Source organism: Limnohabitans sp. 2KL-17, assembly GCF_003063415.1.
Lineage (GTDB): Bacteria > Pseudomonadota > Gammaproteobacteria > Burkholderiales > Burkholderiaceae_C > Limnohabitans_A.
Window position 1 is genome coordinate 16,868 of record NZ_NESK01000004.1, and the last position, 16,375, is coordinate 33,242.

The 16,375-nt window shown below is 60.0% G+C and carries 18 protein-coding genes; 8 read left to right on the top strand and 10 right to left on the bottom strand.

From position 1 onward, the window contains the following. Nucleotides 1-21 precede the first annotated feature (21 nt). Both B9Z45_RS02590 and B9Z45_RS02595 read right to left on the bottom strand, forming a co-directional pair. The gene (locus B9Z45_RS02590) at nucleotides 22-1,191 is read right to left on the bottom strand and encodes a HupE/UreJ family protein (RefSeq protein ID WP_158270361.1); all 1,170 of its coding nucleotides are present in this window, start codon (nucleotides 1,189-1,191) and stop codon (nucleotides 22-24) included. Then, a complete protein-coding gene (locus tag B9Z45_RS02595; RefSeq protein WP_108405682.1) occupies nucleotides 1,191-2,456 on the bottom strand; it encodes a tetratricopeptide repeat protein in 1,266 nt (421 codons plus the stop codon). The genes B9Z45_RS02590 and B9Z45_RS02595 overlap by 1 nt, the downstream gene beginning before the upstream one ends. A gap of 114 nt (nucleotides 2,457-2,570) precedes the next feature. On the opposite strand from B9Z45_RS02595, the gene B9Z45_RS17015 reads away from it, so the two are divergent. The 4 genes from B9Z45_RS17015 to B9Z45_RS02610 all read left to right on the top strand — a co-directional run bounded on the left by B9Z45_RS17015 (nucleotide 2,571) and on the right by B9Z45_RS02610 (nucleotide 5,440). After that, nucleotides 2,571-2,723 carry a hypothetical protein gene (locus B9Z45_RS17015; protein WP_158270362.1) on the top strand — a complete coding sequence of 51 codons (153 nt, stop codon included), beginning with the start codon at nucleotides 2,571-2,573 and terminating at the stop codon, nucleotides 2,721-2,723. Between the two features lie 188 nt (nucleotides 2,724-2,911). Next, nucleotides 2,912-3,544: a flavin reductase family protein gene (locus B9Z45_RS02600; RefSeq protein ID WP_199221823.1), complete on the top strand. Its 633-nt coding sequence runs from the start codon at nucleotides 2,912-2,914 to the stop codon at nucleotides 3,542-3,544. 198 nt (nucleotides 3,545-3,742) lie between these two features. Beyond that, complete coding sequence (locus B9Z45_RS02605; protein ID WP_108405769.1) at nucleotides 3,743-4,510, top strand: SDR family oxidoreductase; 768 nt, start codon at nucleotides 3,743-3,745, stop codon at nucleotides 4,508-4,510. A 42-nt stretch (nucleotides 4,511-4,552) separates the two neighbouring features. Next, nucleotides 4,553-5,440 carry a DMT family transporter gene (locus tag B9Z45_RS02610; protein WP_108405683.1) on the top strand — a complete coding sequence of 296 codons (888 nt, stop codon included), beginning with the start codon at nucleotides 4,553-4,555 and terminating at the stop codon, nucleotides 5,438-5,440. A gap of 45 nt (nucleotides 5,441-5,485) precedes the next feature. Here the strand turns inward: B9Z45_RS02610 and B9Z45_RS02615 are convergent, their stop codons facing one another. The 5 genes from B9Z45_RS02615 to B9Z45_RS02635 all read right to left on the bottom strand — a co-directional run bounded on the left by B9Z45_RS02615 (nucleotide 5,486) and on the right by B9Z45_RS02635 (nucleotide 10,263). Further along, complete coding sequence (locus B9Z45_RS02615) at nucleotides 5,486-5,839, bottom strand: hypothetical protein (RefSeq protein WP_108405684.1); 354 nt, start codon at nucleotides 5,837-5,839, stop codon at nucleotides 5,486-5,488. 5 nt (nucleotides 5,840-5,844) lie between these two features. After that, nucleotides 5,845-6,213 carry a glutaredoxin domain-containing protein gene (locus B9Z45_RS02620; RefSeq protein ID WP_108405685.1) on the bottom strand — a complete coding sequence of 123 codons (369 nt, stop codon included), beginning with the start codon at nucleotides 6,211-6,213 and terminating at the stop codon, nucleotides 5,845-5,847. A gap of 40 nt (nucleotides 6,214-6,253) precedes the next feature. After that, on the bottom strand, nucleotides 6,254-6,841 hold the full coding sequence (locus B9Z45_RS02625; protein WP_108405686.1) for a restriction endonuclease: 588 nt from the start codon (nucleotides 6,839-6,841) through the stop codon (nucleotides 6,254-6,256). Between the two features lie 130 nt (nucleotides 6,842-6,971). After that, a complete protein-coding gene (locus B9Z45_RS02630) occupies nucleotides 6,972-9,173 on the bottom strand; it encodes a TRAP transporter permease (RefSeq protein WP_233252043.1) in 2,202 nt (733 codons plus the stop codon). 136 nt (nucleotides 9,174-9,309) lie between these two features. After that, nucleotides 9,310-10,263 carry a TAXI family TRAP transporter solute-binding subunit gene (locus B9Z45_RS02635; RefSeq protein WP_108405687.1) on the bottom strand — a complete coding sequence of 318 codons (954 nt, stop codon included), beginning with the start codon at nucleotides 10,261-10,263 and terminating at the stop codon, nucleotides 9,310-9,312. Nucleotides 10,264-10,435: 172 nt separating this feature from the next. Here B9Z45_RS02635 and B9Z45_RS02640 point away from each other — a divergent pair, with 172 nt between their 5' ends. Continuing rightward, nucleotides 10,436-11,647, top strand: coding sequence for a D-amino acid dehydrogenase (locus tag B9Z45_RS02640; protein ID WP_108405688.1), 1,212 nt, complete (start codon nucleotides 10,436-10,438; stop codon nucleotides 11,645-11,647). A gap of 18 nt (nucleotides 11,648-11,665) precedes the next feature. Next, a complete protein-coding gene (locus B9Z45_RS02645; protein WP_108405689.1) occupies nucleotides 11,666-12,025 on the top strand; it encodes a TIGR03643 family protein in 360 nt (119 codons plus the stop codon). Nucleotides 12,026-12,041: 16 nt separating this feature from the next. On the opposite strand, the gene B9Z45_RS02650 is transcribed toward B9Z45_RS02645, so the two are convergent. The 3 genes from B9Z45_RS02650 to B9Z45_RS02660 form a co-directional block, all read right to left on the bottom strand. Then, nucleotides 12,042-13,160, bottom strand: coding sequence for a stealth family protein (locus B9Z45_RS02650; RefSeq protein WP_108405690.1), 1,119 nt, complete (start codon nucleotides 13,158-13,160; stop codon nucleotides 12,042-12,044). Between the two features lie 116 nt (nucleotides 13,161-13,276). Next, nucleotides 13,277-14,134, bottom strand: coding sequence for an excinuclease Cho (gene cho / locus B9Z45_RS02655; protein WP_108405691.1), 858 nt, complete (start codon nucleotides 14,132-14,134; stop codon nucleotides 13,277-13,279). A gap of 155 nt (nucleotides 14,135-14,289) precedes the next feature. Next, nucleotides 14,290-15,183 (bottom strand): MBL fold metallo-hydrolase, encoded by an 894-nt coding sequence (locus tag B9Z45_RS02660; RefSeq protein ID WP_108405692.1) that lies wholly within the window; start codon nucleotides 15,181-15,183, stop codon nucleotides 14,290-14,292. A 94-nt stretch (nucleotides 15,184-15,277) separates the two neighbouring features. Between B9Z45_RS02660 and B9Z45_RS02665 the strand changes: the two genes are divergently transcribed. Together B9Z45_RS02665 and B9Z45_RS02670 are read left to right on the top strand one after the other, a co-directional pair. Next, the gene (locus B9Z45_RS02665) at nucleotides 15,278-15,955 is read left to right on the top strand and encodes a transglutaminase family protein (protein WP_108405693.1); all 678 of its coding nucleotides are present in this window, start codon (nucleotides 15,278-15,280) and stop codon (nucleotides 15,953-15,955) included. Beyond that, nucleotides 15,952-16,359 (top strand): hypothetical protein, encoded by a 408-nt coding sequence (locus tag B9Z45_RS02670; protein ID WP_108405694.1) that lies wholly within the window; start codon nucleotides 15,952-15,954, stop codon nucleotides 16,357-16,359. Before B9Z45_RS02665 ends, B9Z45_RS02670 begins: the two co-directional genes overlap by 4 nt. The last annotated feature ends 16 nt before the right edge of the window (nucleotides 16,360-16,375 follow it).

Genomic DNA, 16,375 nt, shown 5'->3' on the forward strand with positions numbered 1-16,375 from the left:
CTGCGAATATTGAACAGCGCATCAGGCGATCAAGCCTGTACGTTCAAGGGTCCAGAACAAGCCCAGGACCACGATGGCCAGGGAGCCGCCGGCCACCACCACCCAGCGGTAAAAGCGGGTGGAGCGCAGCCACCAGGCCAATGGCAAAAACGCCAGCACGATGGCCAGCTGGCCCAGTTCTACCCCCACATTGAAACCGCCCAGCGCTGCTGCCAGTGCGCTGGTGGGCAAGCCCAGGTCCAGCAGGACATTGGCAAAACCAAAACCGTGCACCAAGCCAAAGACAAAGGCCAACCGCCAACGCTTGAGGGCGCTCCAGCCGAACAGGTTGTTCAGCGCGGCCAACACCACCGACAAGGCAATCGCAGGCTCGATCAAGTCGGCTGAAGGCTCCAGCCATTTCAGAATGGACAGCCCCAAGGTGATGGAGTGCGCCACTGTGAATGCCGTGACCACCGCCAAAACGTCCAGCACCACAGGTCTGGCTTGTGCAGCCGCTTGCCACTGAGTGACCCGCTGGCGCGATGGCTGCAGCGGAGCCAGTACCAACAGGCTGAGCAGAAAAAGGATGTGGTCAATGCCGATCCAGATGTGCCAGACGCCTTCCACCACGTAACGGCCAAACACCTTCAGGGCGCTGCTGTCGGCCTGTGAAATCTCAGCCTCAGGCCGCTCCGGGCTGAGCAAAGCGCTGCTTTGGTAGCCGGGAAAATCCACCTTGAGCAAGCCGCGGTGAAGCTTGTCCTGCGCAAAGATCAGGCCATATCGCAGCGACAACTCGGCGCTGGACACCTTGGTCAGCCCTGGGCAACTGGCGGCCCATTGGGCGCTGAGGTAGGAGCCATCGGCGTGCTGGCTGGCTTGCAAATCAGGCACGCCCAGTGCGCAAATTTGACCAGATTCGCTGAGCTGGATGCCTTGGGCCAGCCAGGTGTTGAGTTGTGCGCTGCGCCCCTGGGTTTCCCCCCAGGTGATCTGACCATCGCGGTTGCTGTCCAAGTCAAAGATCAGGTCGATGTCACGCAGGTGGATATCGGCGCGAAGGGTCAGTTGCTTGGCGTCGGCACTGAGCGTGAGGTAGCTGTTGCTGCTGGAGTGCGCCATGGCGCTGCCAACCAGCAACAGGCTGGCCCAAAGCAAGCCAACACCAACGGCCCATTGGCGCAAAGCATTGACTGCAGGGCGGGGCATCATTTGCGACCTCCTGCCCAGAGCGGGTGCTGTTTGAGTTGTTCGACAAGACGCTTCAATGGCGGATCGGTGTAGCCGGTTTGCTCGGCCCACTGGACCACGGGCTCAGCGGCTCGGGGTTGGTTGACCGCCAGCGCAGCCTGAATGAACAGCAAGGCGTCTGGGGGTTCTTTTTGCAGCTGCCAGTTGTCAATGGACAGGGCAAGGCCTGCTGCAGGGTCTTGACCGTAAGCAATAAGGTAGATGAGTTTGGGACGTTCAATGAGCGACTCTTTGCGAAGCGCTTGTGACTGCAGGCGATCGGCCATCTGCTTGGCCAGCTGGGGTTCGTCCGGGTCTTTCAGGCCCCGACTGGCCAGCAAGGCCTGCATCAACAACGCATCGGTGATCGTGCTGGTGCCAAGTTTGTCCGCATTGCCCAAAGCGATGGTTTTGGCCTGGCGGTATTTGCCCTGCTGGTTCAGCAATTCGGCCAGCGAAAGCCTGAGCAGGTGGGATTTTGGATTGACTTTCAGTTGCTTGTCCCAGGCGGCGATGGCTTTATCAGACTGTCCAGCCACGCGGTGTGCTTCACCCAGATGAAAGCCCAGCCAGTCTTGCGAGGATGGGTCTTGAAAGTAGGCCTCTCGGATCGCGGTGTTCAACAGGTCAACGGCTGGCTGGGCTTGCCCTGTGCGGTAAAGCAAAACCGCCCGGTAGACGTGGGCCTCTTGCATGTCAAAGAGTCGGGCTATTTCTTCGGTGTCCTGTCGGGCGGCAGTCATGTCGGCCAGCAGCAAATGCAGGGCAAATCGCCATGACCAGAACTCGGCACGGCGCGGTTCTTTGGCGATGGCCTGTTGGATGTCTTGCAAGCCTGCATCAAATTCGTGAAACCCTTGCTTGACCAGCCCCCTCAAAAAGTAGCCCTCTGCGGGCAAGTCAGTGGCTTGCCACCAGGGCGTCAATGCCGCCTTGGCCGAACCGAACCAGCGCAAGTCGCCTTCGGTCAGCCCCAGCGTAAAAACCGCCCGGGCGTAGGCCAGAGAGGCATCCAGGTTCTTTGGCTGCGCACGCCAGGCTTGGTCAAGGGCGCGCAGGGAGCCATTGCGGCCGGTTTGTCCGTGGACCGAAGAAGCCGCCACCACATCAGAATCTGCGGGCTTGAAGCGTTCTTGCGCAGCGGTTGGCGACACCCAAGCCATGAGGCCTGTGGCCAAAACCATGCCCTGAAGGCGGAAAATCACCATTTGAGAAACTTTTTTGCCTTGGCGGGATTTGTCCATGTTCTCCGTGTGCCTTTGATGCTTGATAGGATGTAATTGTGTTTTTTGGACTATTGTCCGGAATGACACTTGATTCTGGCCTTTTTTTCAACCTCTTACCTTATAGGTGTTTCTATGAAAATCGTGATGACCGCTCTCGTTTCCGCTTTCATGCTGATGTCCGCGCCTTCCTTTGCAGGCAGCCATGGTGGCGGCAAGATGGATGACAAAAAAGTCGACTGCTCCAAGAAAGAAAACGAGAAGAATGCAGCTTGCGTCAAGAAGTGATCCTTTTCTTTTCTGCTCGCTAAAACCCCTTTCGAGGGGTTTTTTTTCGCGCTCCGCACGGATCGGAGCAAACCGAAGCCCCCTTTTTGCACCCGAAAAAGTCCTTCAATAACGGTGGCAAAGGTGACATCACCCCATGTCATGGTGGGTTAACCTTCAGCCATCCCCACATCGTCAAGGCGCCCCTGATGCATTTCTACGAACCCCGTCTCGGCCACGGCCTGAAGCACGACCCGTTCAACTCGATCGTAGGCCCACGGCCGATCGGCTGGGTGTCCAGCCGCAGCGCCAGTGGCGTGCTGAATCTGGCGCCTTACAGCTTTTTCAGCGCTTTCAATTACGTGCCGCCAGTGATTGGTTTTTCGAGCATCGGGCGCAAAGACTCTCTGAACAACATCGAGGCTACCGGCGAGTTTGTCTGGAACCTGGTGACCCGCGATTTGGCCGAGGTGATGAACCAGACCTGTGAGGCGGTGCCCCCTGAAGTCAGCGAATTTGACCTGGCAGGCCTGACGCCCGAGCCCTCGCGCATCGTGGGGGTGCCCCGTGTGGCGCAAAGCCCGGTCAGCTTTGAGTGCCGGTGCACGCAGATCCTGCAACTGCAAGATCTTGAGGGGAAAAAAATCGAGACCTGGATGATCTTTGGCGAAGTGGTGGGCATCCACATCGACCCACGGCTCACGCCCAATGGGGTCTACGACACCGCCCGCGCAGGGCATATCTTGAGGGGCGGCGGTCCAGCCGATTACTTCAGCATCGGGCCGGAGCAGCTTTTCAAAATGTTCCGCCCTGAAAGCGGCGCACGCGATTTACCCAAGTGATGCGCCTGGGCAACGCCCCACTCGCTTTTGGCTGCGCCTGCAAACGGCCAAAGCGACCCCAACGCTGCTTGCCACCCGTCACCTTTTATCTGTCACCTGGGCAGCAGCCATCGCGACCGAGACTGATTTAATGGCGTGATTGGCAGCCAACCCGCTCAATGCGCCTGAATGCCCCCACTTCTCGAACAGGACATGCTCATGACCAACCCACTTACCGGACAAGTCGCCTGGATCACCGGGGGTGGCAGCGGCATAGGGCTGGCTGGCGCGATCGAACTGGTCAAAGCCGGCGTCCATGTGGTGATCTCGGGCCGCAACGCAGCCACCAACGCCAGCGCACTGGCCACCCTGCAAGCATTGGGCAGCGCCGAAGCGGTGTTGCTCGACGTAGCGGACAAACACGCCGTGAAAGCGGTGGCGCAAAACATCACGGCGCAACACGGCCGCATCGACATCCTGGTCACCAGCGCTGGCACCAACGCCACACAACGCAATTTCGACGTGGTCACCCCGGAGGCCTGGGACGATGTGGTCGCCATCAACCTGTCCGGCTTGTTTTATTGTGTGCACGCGGTTTTGCCCACCATGCGCCAGCAGCAAGGCGGCCTGATCATCAACGTCTCGTCCTGGGCAGGCTTGTATGCTTCCAAGCTGACCGGGCCGGCTTACAACGCCACCAAACGCGCCGTACTGGCCCTGAACGAATCCATCAACATGGAGGAATGCACGCACGGCATCCGGGCCACCGCCTTGTTGCCTGGCGAAGTGGCCACCCCCATTCTGGACAAACGTCCCGTGCCCCCGTCACAAGCCCAGCGCGAACGCATGGTGCAAGCCGAAGACATGGGGCAGGCCATTTTGTTTCTGGCCCAAATGCCTGCGCGCACCTGCATCAACGAATTGATCATCTCGCCCACTTTCAACCGCTTTTACACAGGCGGACTGGAAACACCCAGCCCACGCTGACAGCCCTTCAGGCCCTGGCAGACAGGGACTGAGCGCGTTGCCATGAGCCAGCTTTTTACCGATAACCCACGACACCGCCGCATCGGCATTGCGCTGGTGACCGTGACCACCCTGATGTTTGCAACGCTTGATGCGTCGGCCAAATGGCTGGTGCTGAGCTTGCCCGTGTTGCAAGTCGTGTGGATGCGCTTTTTGACGCATTCGCTGTTGTCCATCGCTGTGTTTGCCCCTTCCATTCAAGGCGACCTGGTGCGCTGGCGGCACCCGGGCTTGCAGTTTGTGCGGGGCTTGATGCTGGCCACCATGACGGCCTTGAACTTCTGGGCTTTGCAGTACCTGCAGTTGGCCGAAACGGGCGCCATGCAATTTTCTGTGCCCATTTTGATCGCCCTGCTGTCGGCCTGGTGGCTGGGTGAGCGCCTTGACGCCAAGCGGTGGGCGGCCATTGCGGTGGGCTTTGCGGGCGTGCTGGTCATCATTCGCCCCGGCAGCCAGGGGTTTCATCCGGCCATCTTGTTGTCGGCGCTCAACGCGGTTTTGTACGCGCTGTTCAACATGATGACGCGTTACCTGGCCAGCAGCGAAAACCCGGCCACCACACAGATGACTTCGGCGGTCGTGGCCACCCTGGTTCTGACACCGTTCGCCCTGTGGCAATGGCAAACACCCGCCACGCACCTCGAGTGGTTCATCATGGCCCTGGCCGGTTTGTGCGGCGGCATTGGCCACTACTTTGTGGCTGTGGCGCAACGTTATGCCACGGCAGCGGTGCTGGGCCCGTTTTTATACCAACAGATCATTTACATGTGCTTGTTCGGCTGGCTGGTCTTTGGCCAGATGCCCGACCTGGCTGTGGTGTTGGGGGCCTGCGTGGTGGTGGCCAGTGGCCTGTACCTGTTGTGGCGCGAATTTCAAAGCACCACCACCTGACATGACAAGCGCGTCGGCCTGTCGCCAGGAAATCAAACCAGGCGACTAGGCGTCTTCCCGTGCCTCGATCAGCAGGCGCTGGACCACCGATCCGTGTGTCCCTGCCACAGCGCGAATGCGCATCGCCGGGCCTGCCTCGAGCACGGTTCGGCAGTGGTAATCCAGCCCGTCGGTTTGCCCGGGGCAGTTGCTTGGGATGCGCCTGCTCCACTGGCGCCTGCCATCGACTTCCAGCGTCAGCTCGTGCCAGGCCTCTTCGTTGTCGGGCGGCACGCGCACCACCAGGCTGACATCGATGTCAAAGGTTCGGCGGCGTTGCAATGCGCCCGGAATATGGAGCACGGCCACCGCATCGCCCACCTCAGTGCGCCACAACTCGGGTTTTGCGCGGACCGCCATGTCACTCAGGGCTGCAGCAAGGTCTTGAGTTCGCCACTGTCGATCAGGCGCTGCAAATCGTCTGCACCGCCGATCAACATGCCCTTGACAAACACCATCGGAAATGTCGGCCAGCCAGTCCACATCTTCAGGGCATTGCGCAAACGCCACTGCGAAAAGTAGCTGCCAAACTCCAGGTAGTCGTGCGCCACACCGGCTGCCGTCAAAGCCTTGCGGGCTTTGCCCACAAAGGGATTGCCCGACAAACCCACCACCACAACGGCGTGTTGCGCGATGGCGGTTTGCACCTGCTGGATCACCGGCAGGTGATGCTCGGCAATGCGTTGGCGAATGGCTGGGTGAATGGCCGATTCATCGAGGAGGGGTCGTGTCATGTCAATCCTTGAATACTCAAAAAAGAAAAGCGCCTGCGCCTTAAGGGTTCAGTGCATTGGCGCCATCGTGCATGAGTTGCGCGATGTTGGCAGGACCGAGTAACTGGATGGGGTTTTGGCTGGCCAGGTCAATCGCCGATTGGCTGAAGATGCCCAGGCTCATGCAGGTGCATGAAAAGGCTTGCTGGCTTTCACGGGCTGCCAGCAGTTCGCGCAGGTGCTCTGCACCGACGGTGGCAGCCTTCCAGCGTTTGGCGCTGACCAAGGTGATGCGGCCATTTTTTTCGATCTGAAAATCAGCCGGGCCACTGCTCAGGCGACTCACCTCAAAACCTTGTTGGCGCAAAGCCTCTTCGACCAGGATCGAAAAATCACGCCAAACCATGCTGCGAGCCTGGTCAGTCAGTTGCTCGATGCGCTCTGGCGAAATGGCGTTTCTTTGCCGCCATGCTGCCATGATGCCGATCACCAAAAAAGGGAAAGCACCCAGCATGCCGGCAATTTTGTAGGCGTCGGGCAGCAAGGCACCCGCGACCAGGGCCACGGCCAACATCACCAGAAAGCTCACCCACCAGGGGGCGCGTAACAAAGTCGCAAACAGCGACTTTTCAGACATTTTGAATTTCATGGGCAATCAGGAAAAGGCGTCGGCACGGCGCATCCGGCCAGGTTAAAAAGCTGCATTCTCAACAAGCCGAGAGTTTAGTGCCACAAACGCCCGACAAAACAAGGCGCTCGAAAGCACCTTGTTTTCAGGCTCATGCTTGAGAGGGCTTGTATGAAGCCCTGCTCACGGTCCATTGGCTCACCAGGACTGGCAGCATCAACACCAAGCCCAGCAAACTGATTTTCAGGCCTGGGGCAATCAGGCACAGCGCCCCGATGGCACACAGCGCGCGTTCCCAGCGCTTCATCTCCGCCATCAGGTAACCGCTGAGGGCCGCTGCAAGCGCCACGATGCCCAGCACACAGCCAATGAAAGTGACCGCAAAGTCCGCCCAGGTGAAGCCTTTGGCCACCAGCAGCAGTGAGGGTGAAAACACAAACACAAAAGGCACCAGCACTTTGGCCAAGCCCAATCGAAAGGCCATGTTGCCGGTCTTGAACGGGTCACTGCCTGCCATGCCCGCTGCCGCATAGGCCGCCAGCGCCACGGGCGGCGTGATATCGGCCAACACGCCGTAATAGAACACGAAGAAATGGGCCACCAAAGGCTCCACACCCAATTGCACCAAGGTCGGTGCGGCCACCGTGACCATGATGATGTAGTTGGCCGTGGTCGGAATGCCGCAGCCCATCAGGATGCAAACAATGCCGGTCATGAACAAAGCGGCCAGCAGCGTCAAGGACTTGGCATCGGCCATGAACGCAGGCAACCAGTCCATCATGAAAGCGGCGATGATTTGTGCCCAGCCCGTGATGATGAAGCTGATCTTGAAACCCACCCCTGTGAGGGTGACCACACCAATCACAATGCCCACTGTGGCGGCGGCGGCACCGACTGCGAGCGCGTATTTGGCCCCGGTCTCAAAGGCTTCGAGCAGCACGGCGTTGTCGATGCGCCCCATCATGCCCAGCCACTTTTGCCCGGCCCAGACCAACGCGATGCCCAAGGCCAACAGGCCCAGCTTGATGGTCTCGCCCTCACTGCCCCAATCCACAAAGGCAGTCAACGCCAGCAGCACGTGCAGCACCACCAGCAAGACCCAGTTGGCGCCGCGGTTGCCCCGCACCGAGGTGCTCAGACCCACGATCATGCAAGACGTGATGCCTGTGAACGCGGCCAGATAAGGCGTACGGCCAGACACCAAAATCGTGATCAGCAAAACCAAGGGAATCAAGGTGGGCCAGCGCTGCTGAAATGACTCACGCAGCTTGGGCATTTCTTCTTCGGTCAGGCCACGCAAGCCGTAGCGCTTGGCCTCGAAGTGAACCTGCATGAAGACCCCAAAGAAATGCATGAACGCGGGCACGATGGCGGCTGCAATGATGGTCTGGTAAGACACATTCAAAAACTCGACCATCAAAAAGGCTGCCGCGCCCAACACGGGTGGCGTGATCTGCCCGCCCGTCGATGACGCGGCCTCGACCGCGCCGGCAAACTCGCGGCGGTAGCCGACACGGATCATGGCCGGGATGGTGAGCGAGCCCACCGTGACCGCATTGGCCACTGACGATCCGCTGAGCGTGCCGAACATGGCCGAGCCAAACACGCTGACCTTGGCAGGACCCCCGGCGTAACGCCCGGCCACTGTGGAGGCAATGTCGAGGAACACCTGTCCCAAACCAATGCGCGTAGCCAAAACGCCAAACAGTACAAAGTGAAACACGTAGGTGGCCACCACGCCAACCGCCACACCGTAGATGCCCTGACTGGTCAGGTACTGGTGGTTGATCATCTGGCTCCAGCTGGCGCCCGCGTGTTTGAGCAAGCCCGGAAAGTAAGGCCCCGCCAGTGCGTAGGCCGTGAACCCCAGCGCAATCAAGGGCAAGGGCCAGCCCATGGAGCGGCGCGTGGCCTCCAGCAAAGTGATGAAGAGGACCGAGCCCATGACCACATCGATCGTGTCCGGGTTGCCCACCCTGAAGGCCAGATCGTCAAACACATACGGGATGTACATGACGCTGGCGGCGCAAGCCAGGCCCAAAAGCCAGTCCACCAGCGGCACACCGCCAATGCTGAAACGGCTTTTTGAAACAGCACTGTCTGCATCGGACTTGAAAGCTGCAAACACCAGAAAAATCAGCCCCAGCACAAAGGCCAGGTGAACACCGCGGTGAGTGGTCTCTCGCAAAAGACCAAAGCCAGCCGTGTAGTAATGGAATCCCGAGAGGGTGATCAGCAACCACTTTACGATCACTGTTGCGGGTGGCAACGTGGGCCTGAAACGCATTTCGGGATCAAACTTTTCTTCGAGTTCCTGCAAATCGCGCATGTCGCGCTCGCGGGCTTCGGTCATACCAGTCCTTCAAAACACAGGGCGCCCTGGCGCCCTGTTCAAAAACACAAGGCGCCCAAGCGCCCTGTTGAAAATCCGAGGCGCAAAAGCCTTGGTGTTCATGGCACGGGATGCAGCAGCGCCCCGTGCCAAAGCGTCACTTCAGCAAACCGGCTTCTTTGTAGAACTTCTCAGCACCAGGGTGGAATGGAATGCCCACGCCCTTGACCGCGTTTTCCTTGGTGATGAACTTGCCCTTGGCATGCCCTGCCGCCAGTGTGTCCTGAGCGGCTTTGCCATAAAGCGCTTTGGTGATCTGGTACACGGTTTCGGTATCGGCCTTGGCACTGGTCACCCATTGGGCGCCCATGGCCATGGTCTGCACAGCCGGCACGTCTTTGTAGGTGCCTGCAGCAATGGTGTCGACCGCCAGGTAAGGATTGGTCTTGCGCAAAGCATCTGCCTGTGGACCCGCCAAGGACACCAACTCGATGCCCGCACCACTCGAAGCCAACTCGGCAATCGCCCCAGCAGGCGCACCGCCCACAAAGAAGAAGGCATCGAGTGCCCCGTCCTTGAGCTTGTCACCGGCCTGGTTCGGCTTGATGTACTCGGGCTTGATGTCGCTTTCTTTCACGCCATAAGCAGCCAACACGATGCGGGCATTGACCAAAGTTCCAGAGCCTGGCTCGTCCAGCGCCACGCGCTTGCCTTTGAGGTCAGCCACCGACTTGATGCCCGAGCCTTTTTTGACCACCAGGTGAATGCTCTCGGGATACAGGTTGGCGATCATGCGCAGGTCGGACACCTTGGGCTTGCCTTCGTAAACGCCGGTGCCGGTATAGGCCCACGTGGCCACATCGGATTGCGAAAAGCCCGACTCCATCGCACCCCCTGCCACGCCGTTCACGTTGGCCACAGAGCCGTTGGTTGCCTGTGCCGTGGCCACGATCTTGCCGGGCTGGCTAACGGCGTTGGCGATCATGCCGCCCACGGGGTAGTAAGTGCCCGCAGTGCCTCCTGTGCCGATGCGAAAGAATTGTTGTGCTTGCACAGGCGCCGCCATGGCAGCGGCCAAACCCAAGACCCAAAACAGATTGCGACGCTTCATGTGATGCCTCATTAAAAAGTTAAAAAACCAGACCCTGGTATTTAGCACAATTTGCGCCCGTTAGCCCCATAAATCAGAACGGCATCAGGGTAGACTCTTATATCGATGCCCCTAGGGCCATGGGTGAGTACACCCGGGCACCAGGGGCTTTTCACTGCACAAAAGGAAGCCAATGCATGTGTGCGTACTGGGTGCTGGCATCATCGGCCTGACCACCGCCTACGAGCTGACACAACGCGGTCACAGGGTCACCGTGATTGACCGTGCAACGCCCGCATCTGGCGCCAGCGGCGGCAATGGTGCCCAGCTGAGCTATGCCTACGTGCAGCCTTTGGCCGATCCTGGCATTTGGGCCCAATTGCCCAAACTGCTGCTGTCGCCGTCTTCGGCACTCAAGATCAGGCCCCAGTGGGACCCCCGTCAGTGGGCTTGGGTGTGGCAGTTCCTGCAGGCCTGCAGCGCGCAACAATCGCAAACAACCACCTCGCAATTGCTGGCCCTGGCCGCTCATAGCCGGCTGGTGTTTGACGCCATGCGCGAGCGTGAAAACATGCACTGCGACTTTTCCGAGTCGGGCAAGTTGGTGCTCTTTCGCTCTGAGGCTTCGTTTGCTGCTGCGCGGCAGCAAATGGCGCTGCAAAAGCAATTGGGGGGAGCCACCCAGATGGCTGTGAGCGCCCCCGAAGCTTGCGCCATCGAACCTGCTTTGGTGCACCCACAAAAAACCTTTACAGGCGCGATCTACACCGAAAGCGAATGCGCCGCAGATTGCAAGCAAGTCTGCGATGCCTTGGCGCAGATTCTGAGCGCACAGGGCGCTGCCTTGCTTGTGGGGCAGGCATTCAAGAACTGGGTCACTTCTGGTGACAAGCTCACAGCGGTAAGTCTGGACAAAGGTGGCGAGGTGGCAGCCGATGCCTTTGTGTTGTGCACAGGCCATGCGGCACCCGCTATGGCGGCCGCTGTGGGTGTGCGCTTACCGGTTTATCCACTCAAGGGTTACAGCATCACAGTTGCTACGGATGGCACGGGCGTCGCGCCCAAAGTCAGCATCACCGACAGCGCACGCAAAATTGTGTTCGCACGGCTGGGACAGCGGCTTCGTGCTGCCGGCATGGTGGAGCTGGTCGGTCACGATGACCGCGTGCAAGACCGCCAGATTCAGACTTTGCAGCAAGCCACCCAAGCCCTCTTTCCGGATTGCTCCCGCTACACTGACATACACCCCTGGGCGGGCATGCGTCCTGCCACGCCAACGGGCTTGCCAGTCATTGGTCGCCAGGCCAACGGGCCCCACAACCTCTACATCAATGCCGGCCAAGGGGCTTTGGGCTTCACGCTGGCATCCGGCTCAGCGGTGCAACTGGCGAACATGCTCAGCTGACCCCCACAAGGCGCCACCATGAACCCACTCAAGCCCTTTTCCGGGACACTGTCTGAGGCAGATGTGTCCAGTATCATTGCCATGGCCTGGCAAGATGACACGCCCTTTGAAGCCATTGCCCTGCAGTTTGACTTGACCGAGCCCGAGGTGATTGCCCTGATGCGCGCATCCTTGAAAACCCGGTCATTCAGGGTCTGGCGCATGCGGGTACGAGGCCGGGCGACCAAACACCTGGCCTTGCAGCAAACCCGTCAGTTGCCCGAACACCGTTTGAACAGCCGCGAAGCTTTGGCGGCCCTGCTTGGCCAAGAGCGGTCAGACGCCACTGAAGAATTCCCCTTGCCACCATCAACCATCACGCGCCAGTCCTTGCGCTGAAGGCCATCCACAAGCCTTAAGCCCTTTGCTGAAGCCCTGCTGCGTTGGTGGGATTCTGGGGATTGGCCTGGGTGGAACGGGCCTGAAAAGAGGGCGCAGCAACTTGGAGCGCTGTGGAGTCCAGCGCCAAGGCAACCGGGTTTTCAAAGCCCGAAGGGGTTGGCAAAATGGACTGCAACGCAGCCAGCACGTTCGTCAAACGCGGGTCACTGGTTTGCGCATCGTCGGTGGTGTCGTTGATGCAAAAGAAAGACAGCGAACCGAATTCGGACACCAGGGCTTGCAACTGCACGTTTTGATTGTCCTCACCCGTCGAGACATAGCGGTGGCGGTAGGGGCGGATGCTTGCCACCCCATGCGCCAACGCCCAACGCAGCACAAAGTCTGAAACGATGGTGGGCTTGTCCCAACTGCGAAACACGGTCGACCTGACAGCGGCAAACAACTCAGGCGCTGTGTCCTCCAGCTCCAGCAAGATCGACTTCAGCATGGGCCTTGGCGAATGGGCAAAGGTGCGAAAAGTGCTTTGGTACACGGGGTCTTGCTCACGCACTGCGGGCGTGCCCAGGCGGGCTTTTTCGGTGAGCCACTGGATCGAAAGGCGGCAGGCGTTCTCAAGGGACGTCGCGTCCATGCGCATGGCTTCATTGGTGACCTCAGGGTCGTCGGACCAGGTGACATGAAACCCACCCGGATGGAACCAGTCGTCCAGCTGAACAGGGGCGCCAAAGAACACGTCGTCGTTGAAGTAAAAGTAGCGCTCCGACAGACCGGGGATGTGGTGAATCCAGGACTCGATGTGCCCCGAATCGAAGGTGGGCAAAGACGCTTCGGGCATCAGCTCGCGGTGGTCCACCAAGGTCAGGCGATCGGAAGATCGCAACCAATCAGGGGCCTGGGCATCGGTGACGATGTAAACGTGGCCGTGATCCGGGAAAAACTTCTCCAGCGCACGCAAGCTGTAGCGCAACTCATGGTTATCGCGAAAACGGCCCTCCACATTGCTGTAGCGGGCCATGGCGGCGCTGGAATCGTGGGCAAGTTGGTGCAGGGCTGCCTGGCGTTTGGCACGCCAGGTGGAGTCGTTCCCGTCAACCCACAAATAAACGATGTCGATGGGCGAATCGTGGGGCATGTCTGCGTTGGTTTTTTTGGAAGAGAGAGTCTAGCAGTGGCTTGGCGCAGCCTTTTCAATACCCGCCTTGGCGTCAGGGCCACTGCAAAAAGACACTTGGCTTTGACGGCCTGCGCTCACAAAGCCAGCACTTCGACGCTCTGCGTCAGCAATGGTCGGCACAGGATCTTGTAGCCGTCGGCGTCAAAGCCGGTGGCCATGGTGCTGAGCTGGCGCGCTTGGTTGGCCGTGGGGGCACTGCCCAAGTAACACCAATGGTTGACCACATGGATTTGCGTGAGGTCTTCGTCGCGCTCGACCAGGCCGACAGCCCCGCCAAAGGGCCAGCACTCTACGCGCAGGGCCTGCAGGCTGGTGAACACTCGCTCGCGGTGGTCCTGTGGTGTTTCGTCGCCCCGGCAAACGCCTGCGCATTGGCGAATAGCGGCCCGAAAACAGGCTTTGCCAGGGGGCAGTTTTTCAAGGCCCAAGGGGCCGTAGCACAGCTTGTTCTGGTCAGCGATGGCGCGCAAGGCATCCAGGGCAGCGTGTCGGCTGGCAAACAGGCCGTACAGGTCGGGCTGTGTCGCAAAGTCGATGTCTTTGGAATACACGACTTCGGGCACGCCCCCCGCCATTTGCAGGCTGCACAGTTGTTTGTTGCGGCGCAGCTTCTGGTTGAACAGCGGGTGCTGGGCCTTGATCATCTGAGCCTCTAACAGCAAGGCCCCGATTTCACCGGCCGTGCGGATGTGGCTGATGCGCTGGGTCTGGCGCAGCATGCGTGCCTCGTCCTGCGTGCGCAGATGCGACAGCAAGCGGGCGCGGATGTTGATGCTTTTGCCGATGTACAGCGGCAAGTCACCTGCCTGGCCATGGAAGGTGTAAACGCCCGCACCAGTGGGGGCATCTTCGATGGCTTGCCGCAGGTGTTGCGGGTATTCGTACACCCGGCTGTCTTCAAAATCATCGCGGCGGCGTCTTGTCAAAGGCATAGGCTTGGGTTCAGTGTCAATGGGCTCAGGCGATAAATAACTGTTTAAATATACAGTACACTGAGCTGGTCAAGCTTTCTGCAGTTGCCTGACGGTTTCGTTCTTCAACGCCCCTGGCCTCGCGGCTCGGGGCTTTTTTTTTAGCGGCTGCCCTCTCAACAAACCACATAGCGGCCATCACCGTGTGGCTGGATTTGGCCCTGCGCCAGCAACTCGGACAGGTGCATCTGAATGGTGTTGCGCTCGGCACAGTGCACAAAAGGCACGTCGTAGCCTGCAGGGTAAAGCAAGCGCCGCTGGACCAGTTCGTCCAGGCTGTGTGGTGTTTGCAGATAGCCCAGCAGCTTGTCGCTGCGCTCGTCGATCTTGCTGGCAAAGCGCGCCAGATCGGCCCCGAATTGCGCCCGGTCGGTGACCACTGCCTTGTGGTGCGAAGTGACCCAGATGCGGGCATCCAGCTCGGCCACTTTTTTCAGGGTTTGCCGAAAGTCAGCCAGGTTGGAGGTGGCGTCGCCGTAATACGGGCCAAAACCGGTCAGGTCGATGTCCCCAATGAAGGCCAGACCTTCGTTTTCCACCACCAGGGCGCAGTGGCCTGCCGTGTGGCCCGGCAGGTGATGGGCGCTCACGGTGACGCCGCCCCCCAGGTCCCATTGCGCAGCGTCGCTGTAGCCGGTGGCATCGGGGCGCGGGTGGTAGTGAAAGTCTTTCTCGACAATCACCCGCATGGCATCGAGCACGTCTTGCGGGTAGCCGTAGTGCCGGCACATGCCATCCCAAGACTGAGCGGCAGCCAGGTCGGCTTCGTGCACCTGCACCGGGGCATGGAGCAAGCGGTGCAGACCCGCCATGTGGTCTTCGTGCACATGGCCCAGGATCACCAGGTCCACCGTGTCCAGCTCGGGGCCAATGCGGTTGGCCACCTCGGGCGTGTCAAAGGCCACCCGCACATCGGCGCCCTGCACGATGAGCTGGTTACCGTCGGGGTACTTACCTGACTTGGCACCCAAGTGCACGCTCACGGCGCCAAAACGCAAAACACACGACATGACAGCCTTTCCGAACCCATGCCCCATCGGGCAAAAAATGCCACTATAGCGAGCGTGACATGCCCGGTCTGCCGCACAGGCTAAAGTAAAAGGCATGAACACCCTGCCCTCGGCCGCCACTTTGGCCCCCACCGCCCTGATCGACAGCGACCACCCTGGCGTGGTGGCCTTTGCCCGCCAACACGCGCAAGGCCGTGATGACCGCGAACGCGCCGTGGCCCTCTACCTGGCGGTGCGCGACCAGTTTCGCTACGACCCCTACCGCATCGATTTGTCGCCCGAAGGCATGCGCGCCAGTTCGGTCCTGGCCCAAGGCTCGGGCTGGTGCGTGCCCAAAGCGGCCCTGATGGCGGCGGTCTGCCGCGCTGCGGGCCTGCACGCCCGACTGGGCTATGCCGATGTGCGCAACCACCTGAGCACCGAACGCTTGCGCCAGACCATGCAAACCGATGTGTTCATCTGGCACGGCTATGCCGACATTTGGCTGGGCGGTCAGTGGGTCAAGGCGACGCCCGCTTTCAACATTGAGTTGTGCGACAAGTTCGGACTGCTGCCCTTGGCGTTTGACGGGCTGAACGACTCGATCTACCACCCGTTTGACAAGGCGGGCAACCGGCACATGGAGTATGTGAACCAGCGCGGCACTTTCGACGACATGCCGCTGGCGCAGATCGTGCAAGACTTCAAAACCGTCTACAGCGGCTGGATGGCCGAAAACGACCCACTGCAAAACGCCAGCTTTGAGCAAGATGTGCAAAGGGAGACGCTGTGAGCACGCGCGCCCTGGTGTTGCTGGACTCGATTGCGCTGGTCAACGCCACGCATGCTGGCACGGTGATTGTGTCCGGCTCACACGGCGGTTTGTCGGCCTCGCATTTCGTGACGGCGCAAACCCACAAGCCTTTTGCAGTGGCCTTCAACGATGCCGGCGGCGGCAAAGACAACGCCGGCAGAGTGGCACTGCACGAGTTGCAGGCGGTGGGTGTGCTGGCCATTTTGTTCGCACACACCTCGGCCCGCATTGGCGAGGCACAAGACGGGTTGGACAACGGCGTGGTCAACGGCCTGAACGAATTGGCCTTGGCGCAGGGACTGCAATTGGGCTGGCGCATTGCACAAGTGGTGCGGCACCTGGGGGCCAACCCCGACCCCGACCGCGACCGCGCTCAAGCGTGAATCACCGCCTTGGCCA

Excerpts from the sequence above, each read along its gene's own strand:
- B9Z45_RS17015 (WP_158270362.1), top strand. The coding sequence starts at position 2,571 with ATGAAAATCGTGATGACCGCTCTCGTTTCCGCTTTCATGCTGATGTCC.
- B9Z45_RS02630 (WP_233252043.1), bottom strand. The coding sequence starts at position 9,173 with ATGACCGAAGCCCGCGAGCGCGACATGCGCGATTTGCAGGAACTCGAA.
- B9Z45_RS02650 (WP_108405690.1), bottom strand. The coding sequence starts at position 13,160 with ATGCCCCACGATTCGCCCATCGACATCGTTTATTTGTGGGTTGACGGG.
- B9Z45_RS02665 (WP_108405693.1), top strand. The coding sequence starts at position 15,278 with ATGAACACCCTGCCCTCGGCCGCCACTTTGGCCCCCACCGCCCTGATC.
- B9Z45_RS02590 (WP_158270361.1), bottom strand. The coding sequence starts at position 1,191 with ATGCCCCGCCCTGCAGTCAATGCTTTGCGCCAATGGGCCGTTGGTGTT.
- B9Z45_RS02605 (WP_108405769.1), top strand. The coding sequence starts at position 3,743 with ATGACCAACCCACTTACCGGACAAGTCGCCTGGATCACCGGGGGTGGC.
- B9Z45_RS02635 (WP_108405687.1), bottom strand. The coding sequence starts at position 10,263 with ATGAAGCGTCGCAATCTGTTTTGGGTCTTGGGTTTGGCCGCTGCCATG.
- B9Z45_RS02600 (WP_199221823.1), top strand. The coding sequence starts at position 2,912 with ATGCATTTCTACGAACCCCGTCTCGGCCACGGCCTGAAGCACGACCCG.
- B9Z45_RS02615 (WP_108405684.1), bottom strand. The coding sequence starts at position 5,839 with ATGGCGGTCCGCGCAAAACCCGAGTTGTGGCGCACTGAGGTGGGCGAT.
- B9Z45_RS02595 (WP_108405682.1), bottom strand. The coding sequence starts at position 2,456 with ATGGACAAATCCCGCCAAGGCAAAAAAGTTTCTCAAATGGTGATTTTC.
- cho (WP_108405691.1), bottom strand. The coding sequence starts at position 14,134 with ATGCCTTTGACAAGACGCCGCCGCGATGATTTTGAAGACAGCCGGGTG.
- B9Z45_RS02625 (WP_108405686.1), bottom strand. The coding sequence starts at position 6,841 with ATGAAATTCAAAATGTCTGAAAAGTCGCTGTTTGCGACTTTGTTACGC.
- B9Z45_RS02660 (WP_108405692.1), bottom strand. The coding sequence starts at position 15,183 with ATGTCGTGTGTTTTGCGTTTTGGCGCCGTGAGCGTGCACTTGGGTGCC.
- B9Z45_RS02645 (WP_108405689.1), top strand. The coding sequence starts at position 11,666 with ATGAACCCACTCAAGCCCTTTTCCGGGACACTGTCTGAGGCAGATGTG.
- B9Z45_RS02610 (WP_108405683.1), top strand. The coding sequence starts at position 4,553 with ATGAGCCAGCTTTTTACCGATAACCCACGACACCGCCGCATCGGCATT.
- B9Z45_RS02640 (WP_108405688.1), top strand. The coding sequence starts at position 10,436 with ATGCATGTGTGCGTACTGGGTGCTGGCATCATCGGCCTGACCACCGCC.
- B9Z45_RS02620 (WP_108405685.1), bottom strand. The coding sequence starts at position 6,213 with ATGACACGACCCCTCCTCGATGAATCGGCCATTCACCCAGCCATTCGC.